Below are 23141 nucleotides of genomic sequence, written 5' to 3' on the forward strand. Positions count from 1 at the left end.
GTATCAAGCTGACACGATTCAGTTAGTTTCAGGAGTTGTTCATGAACCATCACGCAGGGAGTGCGCACAAGGGGCCGCAGGGCAAGACCCTGGTAGCGCTGGTATCCATCATTGCCGCCCTGGGCGGTCTGTTGTTTGGCTATGACACCGGCATTATCGGTGTTGCCCTGCTGGGGCTGGCCCGCGATTTTGCCCTCGATGACACGCTTAAGCAGATCGTGACCGGCGCGATCATCCTCGGCGCGCTGGTGGGGTGCCTGGGCACCGGGCCCATCTCGGATCGTATCGGTCGGCGCTGGTCGATCGCGCTGGTTGGGCTGGTGTTCACCCTGGGATCGATCCTGTCGGCGGCCGCGCCCAGCGTGGGTGTGCTGATTCTGGCGCGCTTCATCCTGGGGCTTTCCGCCGGCAGCGCCACGCAGATCATTCCGGTCTACATTGCCGAGGTTACGCCCCCGGCGCATCGCGGCAAGCTGGTGGTGATGTTTCAGTTCATGGTGGTCTTTGGCATCCTGGTGGCCTATCTCACCGGGTATGGCCTCGGGCACCAGTGGCGCTGGATGTTCGGACTCGGCATTATTCCCTCGGTGGTGCTGATGATCGGCATGCTATTGCTGCCGGAGAGCCCGCGCTGGCTTTTGGGCAAGAATCGCGAGGAGGAGGCGCTGGGCATTCTGGAGCGCGTACGGGGCGACCGGCAGGGCGCGCAGCAGGAGCTTGACGAGATCAAGGAGATCGCCGCGCAGCCGGAGGGCAGCTGGCGAGACCTGTTCAGCTCCTGGGTACGCCCGGCCCTGATTGCAGGTTTTGGCATCGCGATGTTTTCCCAGATCACCGGCAACAATGCCCTGATCTACTATGCCCCCACCATCCTGAGTGACGCAGGCTTTGGCGACAGCGCCTCGGTGCTGGCGGCCGTGGGCGGGGCGGTGCTGATCAATCTGGCCACCGTGCTGGGTATCTTTCTGGTTGACCGCATCGGTCGCAAGCGCTTTCTGCTGTGGATGGTGCCGGGTTCGGCCGTCGCGCTGATCGTCATGGGCGCGCTTTTTATCGGCGGCTCACCGGAAAGCACCGCGGCGCAGTGGACCCTGGTAGCGTGTCTGGCCATCTACATGGCGCTCAACTCAAGTTTTGGCGTCTGCCTGTGGCTGATCAACGCCGAGGTCTATCCGCTGTTTGTCCGCGGCAAAGGGGCAAGTGTCGGGGCCTTCAGCCACTGGATATTTAATCTGCTGATGACGCTGACCACGCTGTCGCTGATCGGGGCGCTGGGCACGTCGGGCACCTTCTGGCTCTACGCGCTGATTACCATTGCGGCTTTGGTGTTCATCGTGCGCTACGTGCCGGAAACGAAAGGGCGCTCGCTTGAAGAGATCGAGGCGGATCTACGCAGTGGCACCTTCTTCCCGGCCAAACGCAAGAAGGCTGCGAAGTGAAGGGCAGTGCGTACCTGACCAAAGAGCGATATTGAGCCGCCTTTCGAGGTGACGGTTTTTGTATTGAGGTCCAGATCATGTCTACGCGCGCCAGGTCGTGCGATTAAGGTATGCTCGCTCGGAGGTTAGTGGCCGGCAGGGGATCATGTTCGACTTCAAGGAAATCGAAGCTTTTGTCTGGATCGTGCAGCTGGGATCCTTTCGTCTGGCGGCGCGTCATCTTCATCTGACCCAGCCTTCGGTATCGGATCGGATCGCCCGGCTGGAGTCACTGATGGGTGAACCCCTGCTTGATCGGACGCAGCGTCCCATCAAGCCGACGCTTAGAGGGCGTCAGTTTTATCAGCATGCCCTCATTCTGATGGAGGCGCGCCAGGAGGCCATGGCGATGCTGGAGCTGGCGACCCCCTTTCAGGGGGCGCTGCGTCTGGGGGTTGTCGAGTCCATTGCGCATAGTTGGCTGCCCCGATTTCTTGCCGAGCTGGCGCAGCGTTTTCCCGAGATGACGCTGGAACTTGAAGTCGATACCTCACCTGGTCTGGCCGCCAAACTACATAATCGCGATGTGGATATGGCCTTTCTCATGGGGCCGGTGAACACGCCAGAAGTCCTCAACCGTTTTCTCTGTCACTATAAAATGGGATTGATTGCAAGCCCGGAGCTGGCTATCGATCCTGATGATTTCTCGCTCCAGAAGATTCCCGATCTGGCGCTGATCACCTTTGCCAGAGACAGCCGCCCTCACCGCGAGCTGGGCAATCTGCTTCATCAGCAGCGTCTGGAACGCTGCAAGCTTCACTGCTCAAGCTCTGTATGGACCATTGTGCGCATGACACTTGATGGCATCGGTATCGGCGCCATCCCGCCGCGTCTGGTGCACGATGAGCTTGTCCAGTCGAGGCTGATTGAGCTGCCGGCTGATCTTCCCGAACTCGAATTTACGGCCTCATGGCCGCGCCATCTTGATAAGTCACTGGCCGATGGCATTGTTGAACTGGCCATCGAAATTGCACGTGAAGATCAGGCGCGTTATCCCCAGTATTCCCTCTAAATACAGACATCGATATCGATCACTTCCCCCTTCCTGTGACGGGCATTGAGGTGGATACGCAGCGTCTGCCGGGCAGTGAAAGGTTTTTTCGATTTTAACGAATCAGAAAAATCGATTTGCCTTATCAAAGCTTCCTTCTTATTGTCGAGAAAACAATCACAATACGGGCCATCAAGTGCCTGATATGCGCTACATCGATAATAAGTGGACAGGGGAACATATCGATTAACGATAGTCCTGGCCATGATTTGCAGTACGGCCGGCTCTGCTCCTATCGAGCTGTCCTTATTGCAATGGCTCGGCACAACATCAACAACAAATGCCAAAAGCGAGGCCTACCCCATGAATTGCCAAACCATCAATGGCACTGCGCGTTATCGTGCCCTGATTCCCCTTGCCGCTACCGTGCTTGGTATCGGTACTGTCTCATCGGCCTCCGCCGAAACGTCGCTCAACGTTGTCGGCAGCTGGGGCAGCCTGGAGATGCATCAAAAGTTCGAGCAGCCCTTCTGGAGCAGGACGCTGCCCGAAGCCAGCGACGGCGAGATCATGACGCAGGTCACCAGTTTCGATCAGATGGGTATCGCCAACAGCGATGTCTTCCGCTATCTCGGTGATGGCCTGTTCGACGTGGGCATAACGGTGGGTGACTACACCGTCAGCGACGCACCGGAGCTCGAAGGGCTCGATCTGCCAATGATGACTACCGAAAGCGATCAGGCCCGCGAGGTGGCAGAAGCCTTTCGCCCCATCGCCGAAAGGGCGCTGAACCAGCGTTTCAACAGCCACGTGCTCGCTATCGTCCCTTACCCCGCCCAGGTGCTGTTCTGCAACACGCCGATCTCGGGGCTTTCGGACCTCGAGGGCAAGAAGGTGCGCGGTAGCGGTCGTTCGACAGGAGAGTTTCTCGAAGCCCTCGGCGCGCAGAGTCTCAACATCGCCTTCAACGAAGTACCCGGGTCGCTCGAACGCGGTGTGATCGACTGTGCCGTGACCGGTTCGATGTCCGGCTACAGCGCCGGCTGGTACGACGTTTCGAGCCACATGCTGCCGCTGCCGATCGGCGGTTGGGACTATGTCATCACCGCCATCAATCAGGACAAGTGGGAGAGCATCGACGTCGCCGAGCAGCAGCTGATCCAGGATCAGGTCGATGACGCCTTTACTGCCCCGGTCTGGGCCAACGCCGAAAACGAAACCCAGCGCGGCATCGCCTGCCTCACGGGTAAGGGCGACTGTCCGGCGGGCGACCCCGCCGGCATGACGCTGATCGAGCCGACCCGGGCCGATACCGAGCGCGCCCGCCAGGCGCTTCAGGACGTCGTGCTGCCGGCATGGGCCGGGCGTGTCGATGCCGATACGCTCGAGCAGTGGAACGCAGGCGTCGGCCAGGTCGTCGATCTGCAGGCCGAAGCCCCCTGACCCCGCGCTTCGACGCGCCGCCTGAAAGCGGCGCGTCGGGATCGCCACTTCCACAGGCAGAAACTTCCCATGTCTACCTTCATCAAGGGACTCGACGGGCTGGTGTGCTTCACCCGTGGCGTCTCCCGACTGGCGGCGCGCGTTATCGGTCTGGCGCTCCTGGCCGTGGTTGTCTTCATCGGCGTCGAGATCCTGCTGCGCAAGTTGACCGGGCACTCGCTCTCCGGCGTCCACGAGTACGCCGGCTATGTGCTGGCGGTACTCTCGGCGTGGGGCATTTCCCACACCCTGCTCGAACGGGCGCATATTCGTATCGATGTGGTTCACGGGCGGCTCCCGCCGCTGTCGCGTCACACACTGAACGTCCTTTCGCTGCTGGCGCTCAATCTGGTCGCCTGGATGATCGCGATCAACGTCTACCCGGTGCTGGGTAAATCGCTCAACAACGGCTCCACCGCCAATACCCCGCTGGCTACGCCGCTGTGGATTCCCCAACTGTTGTGGGCGGCGGGCTACTGCTGGTTCGCCTTCACCACCAGCGTCATGGGTCTGCGAGTGCTCGCCGCGCTCTTTCAGCGAGACGTGGCCACGCTGGATGCGCTGGCCGGCATGGACAACGGTGAACTCACCGAGGCGCTACCTGCCAGGGAGGCCCAGCGATGATCGGATTTCTCTCGGCCGGCATCCTCACGCTGCTGCTTGCCGGCATTCCGGTGGCGGTGACGCTGTTTCTACTCGCCTTCGGCATCGATCAATTCTTTTCGTTCTTCCCGCTGACAAAAGCGCTGGGCCAGAACCTGTGGTCGGCGGCAGACTCGTTCCTGCTCATCGCCATCCCGCTGTTCGTTCTGATGGGCGAGATCATCGTGCGCGCCGGCATCGCCGAGAAGGCGTATCGCGCCATGGATCATTGGCTCTCCTGGCTGCCGGGCGGGCTGATCCACGCCAACATCACCACCGCGGCGTTGTTCTCGGCGACTTCGGGCTCGTCGGTCGCCACGGCCGCGACGATCTCCACAGTGGCGCTACCCCAGGGTGACAAGCTCAACTATGATCCGCGGCTCTTCTGCGGCAGCATCGCCGCCGGCGGCACGCTGGGTATTCTGATCCCGCCATCGATCAACCTGATCGTCTACGGCTTTTTGACCGAAACCTCGATCCCCCGGCTTTTCATGGCGGGGCTGATTCCGGGCCTCGGGCTGTCGCTGCTGTTCATGGCCATGGCTCTGGTGATGTGTCTGTGGAAGCCGAGTCTTGGCGGGCCGCGTAACGTCGCCAGCTGGAACGCGCGCCTGCGCAGTCTGGCGTTTCTGGTGCCGCTGCTGATCCTGTTTACGGTGATCGTCGGCTCGATCTATCTCGGCTGGGCCACGCCCACCGAGGCTGCCGCCATCGGCGTCATTGTCTCGCTGGGGCTGGCGGCGGCCAACCGGCGGCTGGAGGGCCGGATGCTGATGGCCGCTCTCGACGGTACGGTCAAGACGACCTCGATGCTGCTGTTCATCATCCTGGCGGCGTCGTTTCTCAACTTCGCGCTGACCTCGTCGGGGCTGGTCCAGCAGCTGAATACACTGCTCAATACCTGGGATCTTTCCCCCTACGCGCTGCTGCTGGCGGTGATCGCGCTGTTCATCGTGCTGGGCTTTTTCATCGAGACGTTGTCGCTGATGGTCATCACCATCCCCATTGTCACGCCGCTGATCGTCGCCGCCGGCTTCGACAAGGTGTGGTTCGGCGTCGTCATGATCCTGTTCGTCGAGATGGCGCTGATTACACCGCCGGTGGGGCTCAACCTTTACATCGTTCAGGCCGCTCGCCGCGGCAAGCCGTTCTCCGACGTGGTCGTCGGTACGCTGCCGTTCATCGGCGCGATGCTGCTGATGGCTGCTCTGCTGGTGTTCTTCCCTGGCATCGCGCTGTGGCTGCCCAACTCGCTGTGACCCGATCCTTTCATCGACGCTTTTCACTGTTTACGGAAACACGACTCATGCTGACTTTCACTACACCCCAGGGTTCTCTGACGCTCACGCCCCAGCGCCTGGCGATCGCCGGCTGGGCCGGCCGCGACCAGGCCGGCGTCCAGCACCACATTGCCGAACTCGCCGAGCTCGGCGTCAAACCGCCGTCGAGCGTGCCGCTGTTCTACCGCGCCAGCGCGCAACTGCTGACCCAGGCCGAAGACGTCGAGATGCTCGGCGGCGAGGGCTCTGGCGAGGCCGAGGTGTGCCTGGTCAGCGACAGCGACGGCCGACTCTGGGTGACGCTCGCCTCCGATCACACCGACCGCAAGCTGGAAGCCGTGGGCGTGGCAGAGTCCAAGCAGCTCTGCGCCAAGCCGGTCGCCACGAAGGCGTGGGCGCTCGATGAGATTTGCGAGCACTGGGACCGGCTGGAGCTTTCGAGCGAGATCGAGGAAGACGGTCAGCCGGTGACCTATCAGCAGGGCACCCTGGCCGAGTTGCTGGACGTGGAGACGCTGCTGGCCAGGCTGCCCGCCGCGCTCAAGCAGGGTGAATCGCTCGCGCCCGGCACGCTGCTGCTGTGCGGAACGGTGCCGGCGATCGGCGGCATCCGCCCCAGCCCGCGCTTTTCGATGTCGCTGGTGGATCCCGTGCTCGACCGCCGCCTTGATCACACCTACCGCATTGTCGAACTCGAGGTCGCACAGTGAGCGGGGCCGATAACGCCACGGCGTTCTGGCAGCGCGTGCCGAGTCAGCGACGGCTGGTGGATTGGCAGGCGGCGCTCGCCGCGGGCGAATTCACCCCGGTGGAGGCGCTCGAGGCGCTGATCGAGCGTGCCGGATCGATTCCCGACGTCACCGCCACGGCGTTTGTCGACTTCGATGCCGACACGCTGCGCGAGGGGCTGAAAGAGATCGGTCGCGACGAGGCGCTGGCCGGTCTGCCGGTCAGCATCAAGGATCTTTTCGACGTCCGCGGTGAGGTCACCGGTGCCGGCTCGAAAGTGCTTGCTGACGCTACCGCGGCCACTCGGGACGCCCCCGCCGTGGTGCGCCTGCGCCGAGCCGGGGCCTTGCTCACCGGGCGTACCACCATGAGCGAGTTCGCGTTCTCGGGACTCGGCCTCAATTCGTACTGTGGCACGCCGCCCAACCCCTTCGATGCCGAGCGCATCACCGGTGGCTCGACTTCCGGAGGCGCCGCGTCCATCGCCTTCGGTCTGGCCGCGGCAACGCTGGGCAGTGATACCGGCGGCAGCCTGCGCATCCCGGCGGCATTCTGCGGCCTGACCGGCTTCAAGCCTAGCCAGACAAGCGTTCCCGGCGAGGGCGCCTATCCGCTGGCCCCGAGCCTCGACTGCGTCGGTCCCATCGCGCCGAGCGTCGACTGCTGCGCGCGGCTCTGGTCGGTGCTTGCAGCAACTCCCATGCCCACCCTCGACCCTACGCCACGGCCGCTGCGGCTGGCGGTACCCGTCGGCGGTCTGCTCGAGGAGCTGGACGATACCGTGCGCGACGGCTTCGAGGCGGCCATCGCCCGGTTGGAAGCAGCGGGCTGCCACGTCGAACGCCTGACGTTCGAGGCGGTCGACGGGGCGCTTTCGATCAACCAGCAGGGCGGGCTCGTCGTGCCGGAAGCCGCCGCGCTGCATCGTGAGCAGCTCGAACGCGCGCAGGCCGACTACGATCCGCTGATCGCCGAACGCCTGACGGGCGGCCGTGACGTCAGCGCGACGGACTATCTCCAGCGCCTCTGGCCCCGTGCCGGCTGGCAGCAGCGTTTCGGCGAGGAGATGAGCGGCTTCGACGCGGTGCTGCTGCCCACGGTGGCGACGCTGCCACCGAAGCGCATTGAGCTGGAAAACGACGCCGCGGCGTTTCAGCGCGCCAACCGGCTGGCGCTGCGTAATACCAGTGTCTTTAACTATCTCGATGCCGCCTCGATTTCGCTGCCGTTTTTCACACCAAAAGAGGCACTGCCCATTGGCCTGATGCTGTCGCGGCCTCAAGGGCAGGATTGCCGCCTGTTGCAGCACGCAAGCGTTGTGGAAGCGATGCTGGCATCCTGAAAGTAGTGCTTGAGAGGTCGCCTCTGTCGGCGATCGACATAAAAAAAGGGCGCCTTCGGGCGCCCTTTTTGCGGTCGGCATGCATCGGCCTAGTAGGATGCGCGACGATACTGACGATAGCGCGGGCGCCAGAAGTTGGCGTCGATCGCCTGGCGAATGGTGTCGTCATCGGTTTCAAGCGCCACGCCGTCCTGCTGGGCACGCCGGGCCACGGCGATGGCGATCTTGCGGCTTACTTCCTGGATGTCCGACAGCGGCGGCAAAACGGCGCCCTTGCCTTCAATCGCCACCGGTGAGCAGTCGGCCAGCGCTCTGGAGGCGGCCATCAGCATGCCATCGGTGATGCGCGAGGCTTTCGCGGTAATCGCGCCCAGCCCGACACCCGGGAAGATATAGGAGTTGTTGCACTGGGCGATGGGAATTTTGCGCTCGCCAATGGTGACCGGCTTGAAGGGGCTGCCGGTGGAGACCAGCGCTTCACCGTTGGTCCACTCGAGAATCTCGCGCGGTGTGGCCTCGATGCGAGAAGTCGGGTTGGACAGCGGCATGACCAGCGGCTCGCGGCAGTGCTCGTGCATGGTTCTGATGACGTTTTCGGTAAAGAGACCGCGCTGGCCCGAGACACCGATCAGGATGGTGGGTTTGGCATTGCGCACCACATCGATCAGCGCCAGGTCCCCACTGCCGGTGTCCCAGTCGCTGAGGTCGGCGCGCTTTTGCACCAGACGGCGCTGGAAGTTGACCAGGTTGCTCATGTCATCGGTCAACAGGCCATAGCGGTCGATCATGAAGATGCGCTTGCGCGCCTCCTCCTCGCTGAGCCCCTCTTCCTGCATGGCCAGCACGATGTGCTCGGCGATGCCGCAGCCTGCCGAGCCGGCGCCGACGAAGGCCACGCGCTGCTCTGAGAGCTTTTCACCCTTGGCCTTGCAGGCTGAAAAAAGCGTGCCCAGCGCCACGGAGGCGGTGCCCTGGATGTCATCGTTGAAGCAGCAGATCTCGTCGCGATAGCGCTCCAGCAGCGGCATGGCGTTGGCCTGGGCGAAATCCTCGAACTGAATGATGGCGTTGGGCCAGCGGCGCTTGATGCCCTGAATGCACTGGTCGACGAACTCGTAGTACTCCTCACCGGTAACACGCTCGTGGCGCCAGCCCATGTACATCGGATCGTCCAGAAGATCCTGATTGTTGGTGCCGACATCCAGCACTACCGGCATGGTATAGGCCGGGCTGATGCCACCGCAGGCGGTGTAGAGCGAGAGCTTGCCGATCGGAATGCCCATGCCGCCGATGCCCTGATCGCCCAGCCCCAGAATGCGCTCGCTGTCGGTAATCACCACCACCTTGACGTTGTCCTTGGTGGCACTGTGCAGGATATCGGTGATGTAGTCGCGGTGATCATAGGAGATGAAGATGCCGCGGTGGGAGCGATAGATCTGGGAAAAGGACTGGCACGCCTCGCCGACGGTGGGCGTATAGATGATCGGCAGCATCTCTTCGAGATGGTCTTCCAGCAGGCGAAAGAACAGCGTTTCGTTGCTGTCCTGAATCGAGCGCAGATAGATGTGACGATCCAGGTCGCTGGACTGCTGTTCGTACTGCTGATAGGCGCGCTCGGCCTGCTCCTCGATGGTTTCGATGTTCTGCGGCAAAAGACCCAGCAGGTTGAACTGAATGCGCTCTTCAAGCGAAAAGGCACTGTCCTTGTTGAGCAGCGGTGTTTCGAGCAGGGTGGGCCCTGAGTGCACGATATAGAGCGGGCGAGAGGGATTCTGGGACATCGTCATGACTCGCTGTAGACAGAAAGTGAAGGGATACCCAGGACGCGGTGTGCAGGGTATCGATGGGGTCGTTCACCGCCGGCGGCGTTCCCACTATAGCCATCTCCCGGAACGCGACACAGCGCAACCATGGCCTGACGCGTACGCCAGCCATATTGATCAGCTGTTCAGTGACATCAAAAGCAGTGGCAGCATCATGTAAAGCTCAGGGTGTGACTCACCGTTGACGCGAAGGTCCCGGCTGTCCATTTGTACATCCACACGGTAGCGCTCGCCGTCGCGGACCAGCAGCCCCTCCTGTTCGAGCCCGTCAAGCAGCGACGCCGGTCGTCGGGCGTTCGGGCCGGACCGCGTGACCAGCCGCTCAAGCAGCGTGCGATCCGAGGCCATGTCCAGCGTCAGGGCTGCGCGGCCCAGCGCTGACGTGACGGGAGAGCGCTCGCTACCATCGCCCGGTTCGAGATTGATGGCCAGCTTGCCTTCCAGCGACCCCCGCGGCGTATCCAGACCGGCCACCGTGGTTTCAAGCGTCGGCGCCCCCTGAAGGACCGCCATCAGGTACTGGGTCATCATCTGCTGCACCTGCCCCGAGACCTGATCCTCGTCCAGGGAATCATCCAGAGTGGACAGGCCGATCAGCAGATGACGCGTGGCGTCGCGGGGCAGGCCCTTGAGCAGCAGGGTCTGGGTGGCATTGTTGATGATCAGTGGCTCGGCAAGCGACGGAGAACGCATCAACATGTTGCTGAGCTGCCAGGACCCGGTCATCGACAGGCCCTCATCACCGCTGTCCCGCAGCTGCGCCTGACCGTCCAGGCCCAGCTTCAGGGCCACGTCTTCGCTGTCATTTTGATAGTGCAGCTGGCCCAGCGTGGTCTTGAGACGGCCATCCCAGAAGTTGTCCATATTGGGCCAGTCGGGGCCGCCGGCGCCGCTGCTTTCAAGCCTGAGCGACTTGAGCACCAGAGTGGCATCGTCACTTGTGAAATTCAGCGACGGGATCGAGACGTCTGAAGCGGTGCGGTCATCGTCCAGACGGTAGTGGCCTTCCATACCGCCCCAGGCCAGTCGCGCGCCCGGCACTTCAGGCACCTTGGTCTCTTCAAAGGCCGGCGAGCGCCAGTCGATGTCGACGTCATTGTCAAAGCCCACGGTGGTTGTGGCCTCAAGCGCCGGCTGATCGCCGAAATAGTGCGCCACGGTGGGCTGATGCTCACCCAACTCGGGCGTACTGTCGATGTGCGCCCAGCCAAAGCCCCATGGGCCGTGGGTGATGTGGTGATGCACATCGACCGGAAAGGGGCCATCTTCGGTGTCGATAACGGTGTGGGTCACGGCCTCGGAGGTGCGCCAACCCCGGTCATAACGGGTCACTTCCGTGGGGACGCTGGTGGAGATCTGACCCACGCCCTGGCGAAATTCCTGCTCGATCCGCTGGCCGGTGTACCAGGGCGCTGCAACGCCTGCCGCCACGATAATCACCGCGGCGATACCAATAATGCCCGTTGTCTTGCGCATGAAGATTCCTGAACGTTCGTGTGATGTTTTGAAGGTCAGCGTTCGGTGCCGGTCATGACTTGTCTACCTGTCGTATCCCATCGTTATCGATGGTAATCAGGCCCTGTTTATAGAGTCCGCCGATGGCCTTTTTGAAGTTGCCCTTGCTCACACCAAAGGTGCGCTGGATCAGGGCCGGATCGCTCTTGTCGCTGATGGCAAGCGTACCGCCTGCCTTTTGCAGCCGTTCAAGAATCTGCTCGGCCAGGGGCTCTGCCAGCACTTCGCGACGGGGCTGCAGGCTCAGGTCTACCTTGCCGTCGTCACGTATCTGGCGAATGTAGCCCCTGGTATGGGTCCCCATGCGCAGCGGGCGAATCGCTTCGCTCTTGTGCAAAAGCCCCCAGTGGCGATGGTTGATGATGGCATTGAAGCCCAGATCGGTCGGGCCGGTAATCAGCAGGTCGACTTCCTCGTCACGGCCGTAGTCGGCCGGCTCGCGACTCAGGTAGCGATCCAGTCGCATCGAGGCGGTAATGCGTTGGGTGCGATCATCCAGATAGGCGACCACCACGCAGCGATCCCCCTGACGCAGCGGCCGGCTGGTGCGCTCCTCAAAATGTGGCAGCAGCAGATCCTTGGGCAGCCCCCAGTTCAGAAAGATGCCGACCGGGGTGCGCTCGACCACCTCAAGGGCGGCAAACTCGCCAACCTGAATTTTGGGTCGCTCGGTGGTGGCAATCGGGCGGTCTTCACTGTCGAGATAGAGAAATACCCGCAGCGAGTCGCCCGGCTCGGTAGACGTCCCCCGCGGTATCTGGCGCGTCGGCAGGAGTATATCGCCCAGCGTGCCACCGTCGAGAAACAGCCCGATAGACGACGTTCTGAGGATTTCCAGCGTATTGAAACGGCCCATTGCCGGCATGGTCAGGCCCCGTGAACAGGATGAAAACGCCATGTTAACGCAAACGCAGCGATGGCGGGCAGGGGAAGGGCATCCGTGATGCACGGCTTGTCATGGCCGTGGGGCAGTGCAATCCTTTTATCCGGAGATGGCATGCCTCCCGAAGCGCCCGCTTCAAACCATCACGTCCTGTCGCGACGTGGTTGATGATGCCTGCAGCGCATCCTGCCCGGGGTGCGAGCGCAGGCGCGTGTCGACATGCCGTTGTCGACCGCTGCCTCGACATTATCGAGATTCGAGGAGTGCCGCATGTGGTTTTCCATTCTTGCCATCGGTCTTGGGGCCGCGCTGGGCGCCAATCTGCGCTGGGCGCTGTCACTGGCGCTCAATGCGCTGTTTCCACCCCTGCCGCCCGGAACGCTGGTGGCCAATCTGCTGGGGGGCTGGCTGATCGGGGTCGCCTTTGCGCTGTTCAATCTCCTGCCGGAGTTGAGCCCGCACTGGAAGCTGTTTGTTGTGACCGGATTTCTGGGCGCGCTGACGACCTTTTCCACCTTTTCACTGGAAATCACCGGACAGCTGCAGGCCGGTCGCTATCTGAGTGCTTTTGCCGGCATCAGCGCCCATCTTGCAGGATCGCTGCTGATGACGGCACTGGGGATGGCCTGCGTGGCGCTTGTGCATCAGTGGCTGCGCTAGCGGCCATTGATGATATATGGCAGCGCTGCAATAAAACTGACATATTTGCTTGCTAACCTGGCGTCGTGTTGAGCAGCCGCCCCTTTATTCCGGGCGGCATGATTACCAACAGGGCGCCAGGCGCCCTGGCGCAAGGGAACGGAGCAATTCTGATGATCAAGCAAGTCGCTGCAGCCTTCATCGCTACCTCGCTGGCGGCCACCGCCTCGGCCGCTACCATCACCGGCGCCGGTGCGACCTTTCCCTACCCGGTCTATTCGCAGTGGGCCGATGGCTATCAGGATGAGACCGGCAACGGCCTCAACTACCAGGCCATCGGCTCCGGCGGCGGTATCCAGCAGATCACGGCCAGTACGGTCACCTTCGGGGCCAGTGACGCGCCGATGACGCCGGAAGAGCTCGAAGAAAACAGTCTGGTTCAGTGGCCGCAGATCATGGGCGGTGTGGTACCGGTCGTGCACGTGGAAGGGGTCGAGGACGGTGCGCTGCGTCTGGATGGTCAGACACTGGCCGATATCTACCAGGGTAATATCACCACCTGGAATGATGATGCCATTTCACAGCTCAATCCTGATGTAGAGCTGCCCGATACCCAGATCACTCCGGTCTATCGCGCTGAAGGCTCGGGCACCAACTTCCTCTTCACGCACTATCTGGCCCAGGTTAGCGAAGAGTTCAAAAACGAGATCGGTGAAGGCAAGTCGGTCGCCTGGCCTGCCGGTGTCGGTGCCAAGGCCAATGCCGGTGTGGCCAGTCAGGTCAATGGCATCAACGGTGCGATCGGTTACGTCGAATCGGCCTATGCCGAGCAGAACAATCTGAACGTGGCGCAGATGGAAAACCAGGCCGGCAACTTCGTGACCGCCGGTAGCGACTCCTTCCAGGCCGCGGCCGCCAATGCCGACTGGGAAAATGCCGAGGGCATGTACCTGGTGCTGACCAACCAGCCGGGTGACGACAGCTGGCCGATCGTGGGCGCCTCCTTCATTCTCATGCATACCGAAGTTGACGATGCCCAGGCCGCTCGTGATGCGCTCGCCTTCTTTGACTGGTCGTTTGAAAACGGCGGCGACATGGCTACCGAGCTGGATTACATCCCGATGCCGGAAAACGTGGTCAGCATGATCAAGCAGGACGTCTGGTCGCAGATCAAGGACAGCAGCGGCAACGCCGTATGGCAGCAGTAATCCCTGCTGATGAGCCGATGTGTCAGGCCGGGGCCATGTGCCCCGGCCTCTGTCCACCTGACGAACCCATGACCGTTTATGCACAGGTATGAGCCATGACAACCGGCAGCAGCGTCACACATAAGGCCGCAGAGGGCGATCGGATGCAGAAGCTGTCGGCAAGTGCCCAGGAACGTGCCGCGCTCAAGCGCAACGGCATTATCGATCGGGCCTTTGAGTTGACCACCCGAGGCTCGGCACTGATGGTGCTGCTGCTTCTGGGCACCATTACCGGTTCTCTGGTACTGGCCGGCTGGCCGGCCCTGTCGGAGCTGGGACTTTCCTTTTTTACCGAGGACCGCTGGGCGGCCAACGTCAATCGCTTCGGGGCACTGCCGGCCATCTACGGCACGCTGATCACGTCACTGATTGCGATTGCCATCGCCATTCCGGTATCGCTGGGCATTGCGATCTTTCTGACCGAAATTTGTCCGCCGAAGCTGCGCCGTACCATCGGCACCATGGTCGAGCTGCTGGCGGGGGTGCCCTCCATCATTTACGGCATGTGGGGCATGGAAGTACTGGCACCGTTTCTGCAGTCCCATTTCCCGTCGGTATTCCCGGCTGGTACCGGACTGACCACGGCCGGGCTGATCCTGGCGATCATGATCATTCCCTTTATCACCGCCGTGACCCGCGATGTCATGAACACCGTGCCGCCGATCATGCGCGAGTCCGCCTATGGGCTGGGGTGTACCACCTGGGAGGTTGTGCGTCACGTTATCTTTCCGTCCGTGAAAGCCGGCATGCTGGGCGGCGTGATTCTCGGTCTGGGGCGGGCGCTGGGGGAGACCATGGCGGTCACCTTCGTGATCGGCAACAACCTGTTTTTGAACGCCACCGTGACCGGGCAGGGCACCTCGATTGCCGCCCTGATTGCCAATCAGTTCTCCGAAGCCGATGGTCTGCAGCGTTCGGCGCTGCTGCTGCTGGGTCTTGTCCTGTTTTTGATCACCTTTGCGGTGCTGGCACTGGCACGCTTCATGCTCAGACGCATGGAGCATCGGGCCCCATGAGGAGCGCATCATGAATCCTGTCTATCGTCGTCGGCGGATGGTCAATCGCACCATCATGACGGCATCACTGCTGGCCTCGGCCTTTGGGGTCATCTGGCTGTTTCTGATTCTTTTGACGCTGGTCACCAAGGGCGTCCCGGCCCTGTCGATCGATGTGTTTACCGAGCGCACCCGCATGTCCGGCGGCGGGCTGGGCAATGCCATTCTGGGGTCGCTGATCATGACGGCACTGGCTACCGTGGGTGGCACGATCATCGGCATTGCGGCCGGTACCTGGCTTGCCGAGTATGGCGGCCGCTCGCGGCTGGCCAATCTCATCCGTTTTATCAACGATGTCCTGCTGTCAGCGCCCTCCATCATCATTGGTCTTTACATCTACGCCGTCGTTGTACTGCCGATGGGACACTTCTCGGGCTGGGCCGGCGTGGCGGCACTGATGGTCATCATCATTCCGGTCGTGATCCGCTCGACCGAAGATATGCTGCTGCTGGTGCCCAATTCGCTGCGTGAAGCGGCGGCGTCACTGGGCGCGCATCGCTGGCTCATCGTGCTCAAGGTCTGCTATAGCGGTGCAAGGGCAGGGATCATCACGGGGATACTGCTGGGATGTGCGCGCATCAGCGGCGAGACGGCACCGCTGCTCTTCACGGCGCTCAATACCAATCAGTGGAACTTTTTCAACATGGGCGGCGAGATGCCCAACCTGCCGATGGTGCTTTACCAGAACATGACCATCAATTCGTTTATCCCCGAACAGGTAGCGCTGGCGTGGGCAGGGGCACTGATACTGACGGCTGCGGTGCTGATTCTCAACATTCTGGCGCGCGTGACGTCGGCGCGGTCACAGAAGTAGGCATCGAGGGGCTTTCATTTCATGAATATGCGATCAGAGAATTTCACCATGGCGCCCAGGCAGACATCCAGGAATGCTTCCGGAAACACCAGTGTGGCAGCCCCTGCCAAGCTGTCGGTCAATGACCTGAATTTTTACTATGGCGATTTTCAGGCGATCAAGGGGGTCTCGATGGAGATCCCGTCCAATCAGGTGACGGCCTATATCGGGCCGTCGGGCTGTGGCAAGTCAACGCTCTTGCGCTGCTTCAACCGCATGCATGATCTTTATCCGGGATTGAAGACCGAAGGCGGCCTTTTGCTGGATGGTCAGGACATCTATGCCTCGGGCGTGGATATCAATCTGCTGCGCGCCCGTATCGGTATGGTGTTTCAAAAGCCGACGCCGTTTCCGATGTCGGTCTATGACAATATCGCCTTCGGCGTGAAGCTCTACGAACGATTGTCGCGGCGCGACATGGATGAACGGGTAGAGTGGGCGTTGAAAAAGGCCGCGCTGTGGGGCGAAGTCAAGGACAAGCTCAAAACCAACGGACAGTCACTCTCCGGCGGACAGCAGCAGCGCCTTTGTATCGCGCGCACCATTGCGGTCAAGCCCGAAGTGATTCTGCTTGATGAGCCGACCTCGGCGCTGGATCCGATTTCGACCGGCTACATCGAGGATCTGATCCACGAGCTCAAGGCCGACTACACGATCGTGATCGTGACGCACAACATGCAGCAGGCGGCACGTGTGTCCGATATTACGGCGTTCATGTATCTGGGCGAGCTGATCGAGTGCGGACAGACCGACCAGATCTTTACCGACCCCGCAAAAAAGCAGACCGAAGATTATATAACGGGGCGTTATGGATAGGGGGCGTTATTGCGGCTAGAATTTGATCGTTCTGCAGCGCAAGCAAGAAAGGGGGCACAGACGTGCCCCCTTTTGCGTTTCGGACGTATCGGTAGGGTGGTGGCGCACCACACCGATGCATGTCAAGAGGCTAGGCATTGAAAGGTCAAAAATATCAATGGCTTGCCTTTATTTGCCTTACTCGGGATGTTTTTGGACTAGGCTTTGATGACATTCCAACAATGACAGGGGATCGACGCATTTATGGCTATTGCTCCCAGACAGCGTGTCTTTGTCGCCTCCACGATGATTATCGTGCTCCTTGTGGCCATCGGCGCCATCTTTCCCGAACAGTTCAGCGACGCTGCCAGTGCCGCCCTGAGCGGTGTAACCCATCTGTTCGGCTGGTTCTATCTCTTTTCGGTTTTTGGTTTTGTCATCTTTTTGCTGGTACTGGCCTTTAGCAAGTACGGCAAGATTCGTCTCGGTCCTCAGGAAAGCAAGCCATCCTACGACTTCTTTTCCTGGGTCAGCATGCTGCTGGCTGCCGGCTTCGGGGTGGGGCTGGTGTTTTACGGCATGGCCGAGCCGATGACTCATTTCATGAACACGCCCTTTAACGATATGGAAGGCGGCACGCCGGAAGCCGCGCGCTACGCCATTCAGTATTCGTTTTTCAACTGGGGCGTGCATCAGTGGGCGGCATTTTCGGTGGTGGGCCTGATTATCGCCTACACCCAGTTTCGCAAGGGGCAGACCGGGCTGGTCTCAACGGTCATGTCGCCGCTGACGGCAAAGCTTGGCAAGGGACGCGTCTTTGCCGGCGGGCTTCTCAATACCTTTGCGGTCGTGGCGACCGTCATGGGGGTAGCGACTTCCATCGGTCTGGCAGTGCTTCAGATCAATGGCGGTCTGCATGCCGTCTTTGGGGTGGCCGAGGGCTTCATGTGGCAGGCCATCATCCTGTTTGCCATGTTCATCTGTTACATGATGTCCACGGTCTCCGGGCTCGACAAGGGCATCAAGCGGCTGTCGAATCTCAACATGGTGCTGTGCCTGGGACTGATGCTCTACGTTCTGTTGACCGGCCCAACGGTGGCCATTCTGGAAACCATTACGGTCGGCATGGGGGACTATCTACAGAACTTTCTGGGCATGAGCCTGCGCATCAATCCCTTTACCGACAATGACTGGATCAGCAGCTGGACCGTGTTCTACTGGGCCTGGGTCATTGCCTGGTCGCCGTTTGTTGGCACCTTCGTGGCGCGCGTCTCCCGTGGGCGTACCATCAAGGAGTATGTCTTCGGGGTGCTGATCGTGCCGCCGCTGCTGGCCTGTCTGTGGATCGGGGTCTTCGGCGGTGCCGCGCTGCACATGGACCTCTATCAGGATGCAGGCCTTGCCTAGGCGACCAGCGACAACATCACCTCGGCGCTGTTCGTGATGTTTGATCAGATGCCGTTCTCCTTCCCGCTGTCGATCGTGGCCATGATCCTGATCTTTATCTTTCTGGTCACCTCGGCGGATTCCGCGGCCTATATCGTGGGTCAGATGACCGACAAGGGATCGCTCAATCCGCCGCTCTACAAGCGAGTGACCTGGGGGGTGCTGATCGCTGCGATCTGTCTGATCCTGATTTCGGCAGGCGGCGAGAGCGGGCTCAGCGGGTTGCAGTCGGCCGCCGTGGTGTCGGCGCTGCCGTTTACGCTGATCATCTATGGCATGGTTTATGTGCTGCTCAAGGAGCTGCGTGCTGACCGCAAACAGATGCTGCTCAATCTCTATCGTCAGCATAACGAGACGCCGGTCGGGGCGGATGCCTTTGAGGCCGATGAAATGTCCGATACCCATGCCGAGCGTCTCCGTCGTGTGCCGGATGTCAAGAATCGCCGGATCAATCGGGGGCGGGGCACCGGGCAGATCGAGCAGGATTAAAGGGGAGCAGGTTTAAAGAGGAAATGACGTGATAGCTATGGGCCGGACTTTATGTCCGGCCTGATTATATTTGTCTATTTCGATGATCCGCAATGATGATTAGCCTGTTAACAGGTCATGCCTTAACCTTGATCTCGATTCGAGCCGCCAGACTCGAATCTGCTTTATCTTGCATCGTTGATGCATTGCAACACCCCCTTCTCTCCCGCATGTTCTTCATGCGGGATTTTTTTTGCCTGTCGAGCCATCAGGAGGGGACATGCGCTACGTCGTATTGATCATCCTGTTGATACCGGTGGTGGTAGCCGCAGGCCTCTGGCAGCAGTGGCCGGGCAGCGAGCGCGTGCCATCAAAATACAATCCCTTTGCACCGTTTAACGTGGATGATCCGTTAAACCCGATTACGCGTTTCAAGCTCAAGGCGCTCGATCAGGACCCGCAGCGCTGTCTGGCGGCGCTGGCCGGGGCGCGCGAGCAGGGGGCCATCGATTATGTCGAGGTGGGCAGCCCCGAGATCGGGGCGTGTCAGCTCGATCACGCCGTGCGGGTGCGTTCCACCTCAGTGCAGTTCAGTGCCAGCTTTCTGGCCAGCTGTCCGCTGGCGCTCTCCTGGGTGGTGTTTGAACGACAGCGTCTGCAGCCCGCCGCGCGCGAGATCTTCGGCCGCGACGTCGCTCGGGTGGATCACGTGGGCAGCTTCGCCTGTCGCAACGTTTATCACCGTGCCAGCGGTCGCCGCAGTGAACATGCCACGGCCGAGGCGTTCGATGTGACCGGGTTTCGCATGGAGGATGGCACCCGGACAACGGTGGCCGGTCACTGGCAGGACGAAGGGCCGCGGGGCCAGCTTTTGAGGCGCGCCTTCGAGGGCAGCTGTGACGTCTTCGGCAACTCCCTGGGGCCGGAATACAACGCGGCCCATCGCGATCATTTTCATCTCGGCATGCGGGGCTATGGGCTTTGTCGCTAGGCGTTTCAGGCGCCACATTGCATACGCAGCGTCACAAAAAGGCTGATGTCACGCCCTGGAAGGCTGACTATGGTAGGAGAATATCGGCTGCTAAAGCTTACTCCCCAATAACAACCTCGAGGAGCTCTGCTGCATGATCATTGTCCGTCGGCCAGTGAGCCCGTATCGCCCTTCAGCGCTGCCTTTCAGGGGCCAGGCCATCTGCAGGGGAGACGTATAGCGCCATGTTTACCCATATCCACCTTGGTGCGCGCGATCTGCCGCGTCTGGCCGCCTTTTATGACCATGTGCTGGAACCGCTCGGACTGGTACGCCTTTTTGAGGAGCGCGATGGCGGGCCGCCTGATGCCATCTGGCACTACCCGGGCAGACACTGGCCGCTGTTTGTCATTCAGTATCCCTTCAACGGCCTGCCGGCCACCTGGGGCAACGGGGCTCAGGTCAGTTTCATGTCGCCGTGCCGGCAAAGTGTTGATGATGTCTGGCATCGGGTCATGGCCTGCGGTGGGGGCAGTGAAGGGCCGCCGGGCGTGCGCGACTGCTACGGACCGGATTTTTACGCCGCCTACTGTCGCGATATCGAGGGCAACAAGCTCTGTTTTGTGCATGCCGCCACGATGCAGGCGTTTTTCACATGAAAGAGGTGAGCGAAGCGGCCATTGCCGACACACTGATGGCGCTTGCCCATCGCCGCGGACATGACAAGAGCTTTTGTCCGTCGGAGGTCGCCCGTGAGCTGTTTGACGAGGCGCACTGGCGCGATCACATGGACGATGTTCGCCGGGTGGCCGCCGAGCTTGCGCGACAGGGCCGACTGGAGATGCTGGCCCGCGGGGCGCGATTGTCGCCGGATGTGGCGCATCGTGGGCCGATACGTCTACGGTTGTGTTAAATCCTGCAAACGGCGTGTGTTCATGGGTGAACGCATGCCGGGCAGAGCAGACCTTCAGGGAGTGACCGCGTGAGCGATTTTGTTCTTTATGGTTTCGATGGCAGCACCTATGTGCGCACGGTGCGCATGCTCTTTCTGGAAAAGGGCGTGACCTACGACCAGGTGGCGGTCGATGTGCTCAAGGGCGAAACCCATACCCCCGAGCACCTGCGCCGTCATCCCTTTGGCAAGGTGCCGGCACTGGAAACCGGCGGGCGTATTTTGTACGAAACCGACGCTATCGCCGAGTTTCTGGAGGGGCATTTTCCGGCGCCGGCACTGGTGCCGCGCCAGCTCGATGACCGGGTCGACATGCGCCAGTGGGCGGCGGTGATCAACAACTACTACTACCAGGCCATGATCATGGAGCTTGCCTGGCAGCGCGTCATCAATCCGCTGCTGCAGCGCCCGGTAGACGAGACGGTGATTGCCGCGGCCCTGCCGAAGGTGCGCCACCAGTTTTCGCTGCTGGAGCGGTCACTGGCCACGCGCACCTGGCTGATCGCCGGGCCCGTCTCCTATGTGGATTTCCTGCTGGCCCCGATCATGGCCTATGTGGTCATGACGCCCGAAGGCCGCGAGATCATGGCCGATTTCCCGGGTGTGCAGCGCTGGTGGGACAACATCCAAAAGCGCGAAAGCTTTGAGCGCACCATCCCCGAGCGCTTTCGCCACATCGATTGAGCATGGTCCCAGGCGGCGCCGACCATCCCCTGCCATAACGGGCTGACGGGTGCCGTGGCTTTCCCCCCTTTACCCGAGCGGGTATCCTGCACGGTTTTCCAACATGACGCAGCGACGCGACCACCGCGGGCGCTGCTCTGTTCCTTGTCGAATGTTCATTGCCGAAAGGGGAGTGCCGATGCAGCCGCGTGTGGGAGTGATCATGGGATCGAAGTCGGACTGGCCGGTCATGGAGCATGCCGTCAACATGCTGACGCGCCTTGGCGTGGCGTATGAAACGCGCGTGGTGTCGGCGCACCGAACGCCGGATCTGATGTTTGAATATGCAAAAACCGCGGCCGAGCGAGGCATCGAGGTGATCATTGCCGGCGCCGGCGGCGCGGCGCACCTGCCCGGCATGGTGGCTTCCCAGACACCGGTGCCCGTTCTTGGCGTGCCGGTGGAGTCCAAGGCGCTCAAGGGCATGGATTCATTGCTCTCGATTGCCCAGATGCCGGGCGGCGTTGCCGTGGGAACGCTGGCGATCGGCAAGGCCGGAGCGACCAATGCCGGTCTTCTGGCCGCCCAGATCATCGGCACGCACGACAGCGAGGTTCGTCGCGCCGTCGAGGCCTTCCGGACCGAACAGACGCAAAACGTGCTGGATAACCCCGACCCGAGCGCCGAATAGCACTGTTGAAAAGGAGTACGGTTAAAAACCGTACTGGCGCAGGGTTTTCTCATTTCCTCCAATCAGCGAGACATGGCAATGCAGATCGGCATTCTGGGAGCGGGACAGCTCGGACGCATGATGGCACTGGCCGGCCTGCCGCTGGGCCAGCGTTTTACGCTTCTGGACCCGGGCGGCGCGCCCAGCGCCGGGATCGGTGAGATTCTCACCGGCAGTGATGACACAACGCTTGAGGACTTCATTGCCCGCGTGGACGTGGTCACCTATGAGTTCGAACATCTGCCGGTGGCGCTTTTGGAGCGCATCGAGCAGGTGAAACCGGTGTATCCCTCGAGTCGCGCCATTGCGGTGTGTCAGCACCGGGCCCGTGAGAAGGCGCTCTTTTCGAAGCTGGATATCCCCACGCCCGAATATCGGCTGGTCGACAGCGCCGAGGCGCTTGAGGCGGCGGCACGCGAGCTGGGCTGTCCGGTGGTGGCCAAATCCACGACCGAGGGTTATGACGGCAAGGGCCAGGCCGTATTGCGTGCGCCCGAGCAGGCACATGATGCCTGGCAGAGCATCAATCATGATCAGCTGGTGGTCGAGGCGTTCGTGGACTTTGTGCGCGAAGTCTCGTTGATTGCCGTGCGCGGACGAGACGGCGCCGTGCGTACGTACCCGATCACGGAAAACCAGCATGAAGAGGGCATTTTGCGCTATTCGGTGGCGCCGCTGCCGGATGTCGATGCCGAGCTGCAGGCCACGGCGGATGGCTATATCCAGAAGCTGCTTGATGAGCTGGACTATGTCGGCGTGCTGTCGCTGGAGCTTTTCCAGACCCGCGATGGCAGGCTTTTGGCCAACGAGATGGCCCCCCGGGTGCACAACTCCGGTCACTGGACCATGAATGGCGCCTTCACCAGTCAGTTCGAGAGCCATCTGCGCGCCATCGCCGGGCTGCCGCTGGGCGATACGAGCGCCCGCGGCCTGACCTGCATGGTGAACGTCATCGGTGAAGAGGGCGACAGCGCCGCGCTGCTGGCCCTTGAGGGCGTGCATCTGCATCGCTATGGCAAGGCGCCGCGGGCCGGGCGCAAGCTGGCCCACATCAATGTGGTGGCCGATGACTATGCAACGCTTTTGCAGCGCGCGCGCGCTGTTACCGCGCTGCTGCCCGGCGCGTTCGAGATCACCATGGCATGGGATGGCGTCTGA

Annotated in this window: 21 protein-coding genes, 1 pseudogene and 1 riboswitch; of the genes and pseudogenes, 19 read left to right on the top strand and 3 right to left on the bottom strand. The window is 61.4% G+C overall.

The genetic code is table 11. The features are described 5' to 3' along the window. Nucleotides 1-41 precede the first annotated feature (41 nt). The 7 genes from C8D72_RS11460 to C8D72_RS11490 all read left to right on the top strand — a co-directional run bounded on the left by C8D72_RS11460 (nucleotide 42) and on the right by C8D72_RS11490 (nucleotide 7944). Entirely contained in the window at nucleotides 42-1439 is a 1398-nt protein-coding gene (locus tag C8D72_RS11460) for a sugar porter family MFS transporter (RefSeq protein WP_115854582.1), read from the top strand. A 145-nt stretch (nucleotides 1440-1584) separates the two neighbouring features. After that, nucleotides 1585-2490 (top strand): LysR family transcriptional regulator, encoded by a 906-nt coding sequence (locus C8D72_RS11465; protein ID WP_115854583.1) that lies wholly within the window; start codon nucleotides 1585-1587, stop codon nucleotides 2488-2490. A 342-nt stretch (nucleotides 2491-2832) separates the two neighbouring features. Then, nucleotides 2833-3912: a TRAP transporter substrate-binding protein gene (locus tag C8D72_RS11470; RefSeq protein WP_115854584.1), complete on the top strand. Its 1080-nt coding sequence runs from the start codon at nucleotides 2833-2835 to the stop codon at nucleotides 3910-3912. A 69-nt stretch (nucleotides 3913-3981) separates the two neighbouring features. Further along, entirely contained in the window at nucleotides 3982-4575 is a 594-nt protein-coding gene (locus tag C8D72_RS11475) for a TRAP transporter small permease subunit (RefSeq protein WP_115854585.1), read from the top strand. Continuing rightward, nucleotides 4572-5852, top strand: coding sequence for a TRAP transporter large permease (locus C8D72_RS11480; RefSeq protein ID WP_115854586.1), 1281 nt, complete (start codon nucleotides 4572-4574; stop codon nucleotides 5850-5852). The genes C8D72_RS11475 and C8D72_RS11480 overlap by 4 nt, the downstream gene beginning before the upstream one ends. A gap of 47 nt (nucleotides 5853-5899) precedes the next feature. Then, a complete protein-coding gene (locus tag C8D72_RS11485; protein ID WP_115854587.1) occupies nucleotides 5900-6583 on the top strand; it encodes a DUF2848 domain-containing protein in 684 nt (227 codons plus the stop codon). Continuing rightward, nucleotides 6580-7944, top strand: a complete 1365-nt coding sequence (locus tag C8D72_RS11490; protein ID WP_115854588.1) for an amidase — start codon at nucleotides 6580-6582, stop codon at nucleotides 7942-7944. Before C8D72_RS11485 ends, C8D72_RS11490 begins: the two co-directional genes overlap by 4 nt. 89 nt (nucleotides 7945-8033) lie before the next feature. On the opposite strand, the gene C8D72_RS11495 is transcribed toward C8D72_RS11490, so the two are convergent. From C8D72_RS11495 to C8D72_RS11505, 3 genes are all read right to left on the bottom strand, one after another. Continuing rightward, nucleotides 8034-9725, bottom strand: coding sequence for an NAD-dependent malic enzyme (locus C8D72_RS11495; protein ID WP_115854589.1), 1692 nt, complete (start codon nucleotides 9723-9725; stop codon nucleotides 8034-8036). 159 nt (nucleotides 9726-9884) lie between these two features. Then, nucleotides 9885-11243 (bottom strand): DUF945 family protein, encoded by a 1359-nt coding sequence (locus C8D72_RS11500; protein ID WP_115854590.1) that lies wholly within the window; start codon nucleotides 11241-11243, stop codon nucleotides 9885-9887. A gap of 52 nt (nucleotides 11244-11295) precedes the next feature. Further along, complete coding sequence (locus tag C8D72_RS11505; protein WP_115854591.1) at nucleotides 11296-12147, bottom strand: CvfB family protein; 852 nt, start codon at nucleotides 12145-12147, stop codon at nucleotides 11296-11298. 114 nt (nucleotides 12148-12261) lie between these two features. After that, nucleotides 12262-12349: riboswitch (Fluoride riboswitch) on the top strand. A gap of 86 nt (nucleotides 12350-12435) precedes the next feature. On the opposite strand from C8D72_RS11505, the gene crcB reads away from it, so the two are divergent. The 12 genes and pseudogenes from crcB (at nucleotide 12436) to C8D72_RS11565 (ending at nucleotide 23141) form a co-directional block, all read left to right on the top strand. Beyond that, nucleotides 12436-12825 carry a fluoride efflux transporter CrcB gene (gene crcB / locus C8D72_RS11510; protein WP_115854592.1) on the top strand — a complete coding sequence of 130 codons (390 nt, stop codon included), beginning with the start codon at nucleotides 12436-12438 and terminating at the stop codon, nucleotides 12823-12825. Between the two features lie 152 nt (nucleotides 12826-12977). Continuing rightward, the gene (gene pstS, locus C8D72_RS11515; protein WP_211308844.1) at nucleotides 12978-14012 is read left to right on the top strand and encodes a phosphate ABC transporter substrate-binding protein PstS; all 1035 of its coding nucleotides are present in this window, start codon (nucleotides 12978-12980) and stop codon (nucleotides 14010-14012) included. Between the two features lie 143 nt (nucleotides 14013-14155). Then, nucleotides 14156-15067, top strand: coding sequence for a phosphate ABC transporter permease subunit PstC (gene pstC, locus C8D72_RS11520; RefSeq protein ID WP_115855099.1), 912 nt, complete (start codon nucleotides 14156-14158; stop codon nucleotides 15065-15067). Nucleotides 15068-15077: 10 nt separating this feature from the next. Continuing rightward, the gene (pstA, locus tag C8D72_RS11525) at nucleotides 15078-15920 is read left to right on the top strand and encodes a phosphate ABC transporter permease PstA (protein WP_115854593.1); all 843 of its coding nucleotides are present in this window, start codon (nucleotides 15078-15080) and stop codon (nucleotides 15918-15920) included. Nucleotides 15921-15968: 48 nt separating this feature from the next. Beyond that, on the top strand, nucleotides 15969-16775 hold the full coding sequence (gene pstB / locus C8D72_RS11530) for a phosphate ABC transporter ATP-binding protein PstB (protein ID WP_115855100.1): 807 nt from the start codon (nucleotides 15969-15971) through the stop codon (nucleotides 16773-16775). Nucleotides 16776-17018: 243 nt separating this feature from the next. Further along, a pseudogene (locus C8D72_RS11535) lies at nucleotides 17019-18689 on the top strand (BCCT family transporter). A gap of 259 nt (nucleotides 18690-18948) precedes the next feature. Further along, nucleotides 18949-19659, top strand: coding sequence for an extensin-like domain-containing protein (locus C8D72_RS11540; protein WP_115854594.1), 711 nt, complete (start codon nucleotides 18949-18951; stop codon nucleotides 19657-19659). A gap of 224 nt (nucleotides 19660-19883) precedes the next feature. Next, nucleotides 19884-20297 carry a VOC family protein gene (locus C8D72_RS11545; RefSeq protein ID WP_115854595.1) on the top strand — a complete coding sequence of 138 codons (414 nt, stop codon included), beginning with the start codon at nucleotides 19884-19886 and terminating at the stop codon, nucleotides 20295-20297. After that, the gene (locus C8D72_RS11550) at nucleotides 20294-20551 is read left to right on the top strand and encodes a DUF3253 domain-containing protein (protein ID WP_115854596.1); all 258 of its coding nucleotides are present in this window, start codon (nucleotides 20294-20296) and stop codon (nucleotides 20549-20551) included. Before C8D72_RS11545 ends, C8D72_RS11550 begins: the two co-directional genes overlap by 4 nt. Before the next feature lie 69 nt (nucleotides 20552-20620). Continuing rightward, nucleotides 20621-21274: a glutathione S-transferase family protein gene (locus C8D72_RS11555; protein ID WP_115854597.1), complete on the top strand. Its 654-nt coding sequence runs from the start codon at nucleotides 20621-20623 to the stop codon at nucleotides 21272-21274. Nucleotides 21275-21452: 178 nt separating this feature from the next. After that, a complete protein-coding gene (gene purE, locus C8D72_RS11560) occupies nucleotides 21453-21944 on the top strand; it encodes a 5-(carboxyamino)imidazole ribonucleotide mutase (RefSeq protein ID WP_115854598.1) in 492 nt (163 codons plus the stop codon). 78 nt (nucleotides 21945-22022) lie between these two features. Then, complete coding sequence (locus tag C8D72_RS11565) at nucleotides 22023-23141, top strand: 5-(carboxyamino)imidazole ribonucleotide synthase (protein WP_115854599.1); 1119 nt, start codon at nucleotides 22023-22025, stop codon at nucleotides 23139-23141.

Origin of the sequence: Kushneria indalinina DSM 14324, assembly GCF_003385845.1 — a bacterium.
GTDB classification, from domain to species: Bacteria; Pseudomonadota; Gammaproteobacteria; order Pseudomonadales; family Halomonadaceae; genus Kushneria; species Kushneria indalinina.

Coding starts and splice junctions, on each gene's coding strand:
- C8D72_RS11465 (WP_115854583.1), top strand. CDS start 1,585: ATGTTCGACTTCAAGGAAATCGAAGCTTTTGTCTGGATCGTGCAGCTG.
- C8D72_RS11540 (WP_115854594.1), top strand. CDS start 18,949: ATGCGCTACGTCGTATTGATCATCCTGTTGATACCGGTGGTGGTAGCC.
- pstC (WP_115855099.1), top strand. CDS start 14,156: ATGCAGAAGCTGTCGGCAAGTGCCCAGGAACGTGCCGCGCTCAAGCGC.
- C8D72_RS11495 (WP_115854589.1), bottom strand. CDS start 9,725: ATGTCCCAGAATCCCTCTCGCCCGCTCTATATCGTGCACTCAGGGCCC.
- C8D72_RS11550 (WP_115854596.1), top strand. CDS start 20,294: ATGAAAGAGGTGAGCGAAGCGGCCATTGCCGACACACTGATGGCGCTT.
- C8D72_RS11470 (WP_115854584.1), top strand. CDS start 2,833: ATGAATTGCCAAACCATCAATGGCACTGCGCGTTATCGTGCCCTGATT.
- C8D72_RS11475 (WP_115854585.1), top strand. CDS start 3,982: ATGTCTACCTTCATCAAGGGACTCGACGGGCTGGTGTGCTTCACCCGT.
- crcB (WP_115854592.1), top strand. CDS start 12,436: ATGTGGTTTTCCATTCTTGCCATCGGTCTTGGGGCCGCGCTGGGCGCC.
- C8D72_RS11460 (WP_115854582.1), top strand. CDS start 42: ATGAACCATCACGCAGGGAGTGCGCACAAGGGGCCGCAGGGCAAGACC.
- C8D72_RS11505 (WP_115854591.1), bottom strand. CDS start 12,147: ATGCCGGCAATGGGCCGTTTCAATACGCTGGAAATCCTCAGAACGTCG.
- C8D72_RS11545 (WP_115854595.1), top strand. CDS start 19,884: ATGTTTACCCATATCCACCTTGGTGCGCGCGATCTGCCGCGTCTGGCC.
- purE (WP_115854598.1), top strand. CDS start 21,453: ATGCAGCCGCGTGTGGGAGTGATCATGGGATCGAAGTCGGACTGGCCG.
- C8D72_RS11565 (WP_115854599.1), top strand. CDS start 22,023: ATGCAGATCGGCATTCTGGGAGCGGGACAGCTCGGACGCATGATGGCA.
- C8D72_RS11480 (WP_115854586.1), top strand. CDS start 4,572: ATGATCGGATTTCTCTCGGCCGGCATCCTCACGCTGCTGCTTGCCGGC.
- pstA (WP_115854593.1), top strand. CDS start 15,078: ATGAATCCTGTCTATCGTCGTCGGCGGATGGTCAATCGCACCATCATG.
- C8D72_RS11485 (WP_115854587.1), top strand. CDS start 5,900: ATGCTGACTTTCACTACACCCCAGGGTTCTCTGACGCTCACGCCCCAG.
- pstB (WP_115855100.1), top strand. CDS start 15,969: ATGGCGCCCAGGCAGACATCCAGGAATGCTTCCGGAAACACCAGTGTG.
- C8D72_RS11500 (WP_115854590.1), bottom strand. CDS start 11,243: ATGCGCAAGACAACGGGCATTATTGGTATCGCCGCGGTGATTATCGTG.
- pstS (WP_211308844.1), top strand. CDS start 12,978: ATGATCAAGCAAGTCGCTGCAGCCTTCATCGCTACCTCGCTGGCGGCC.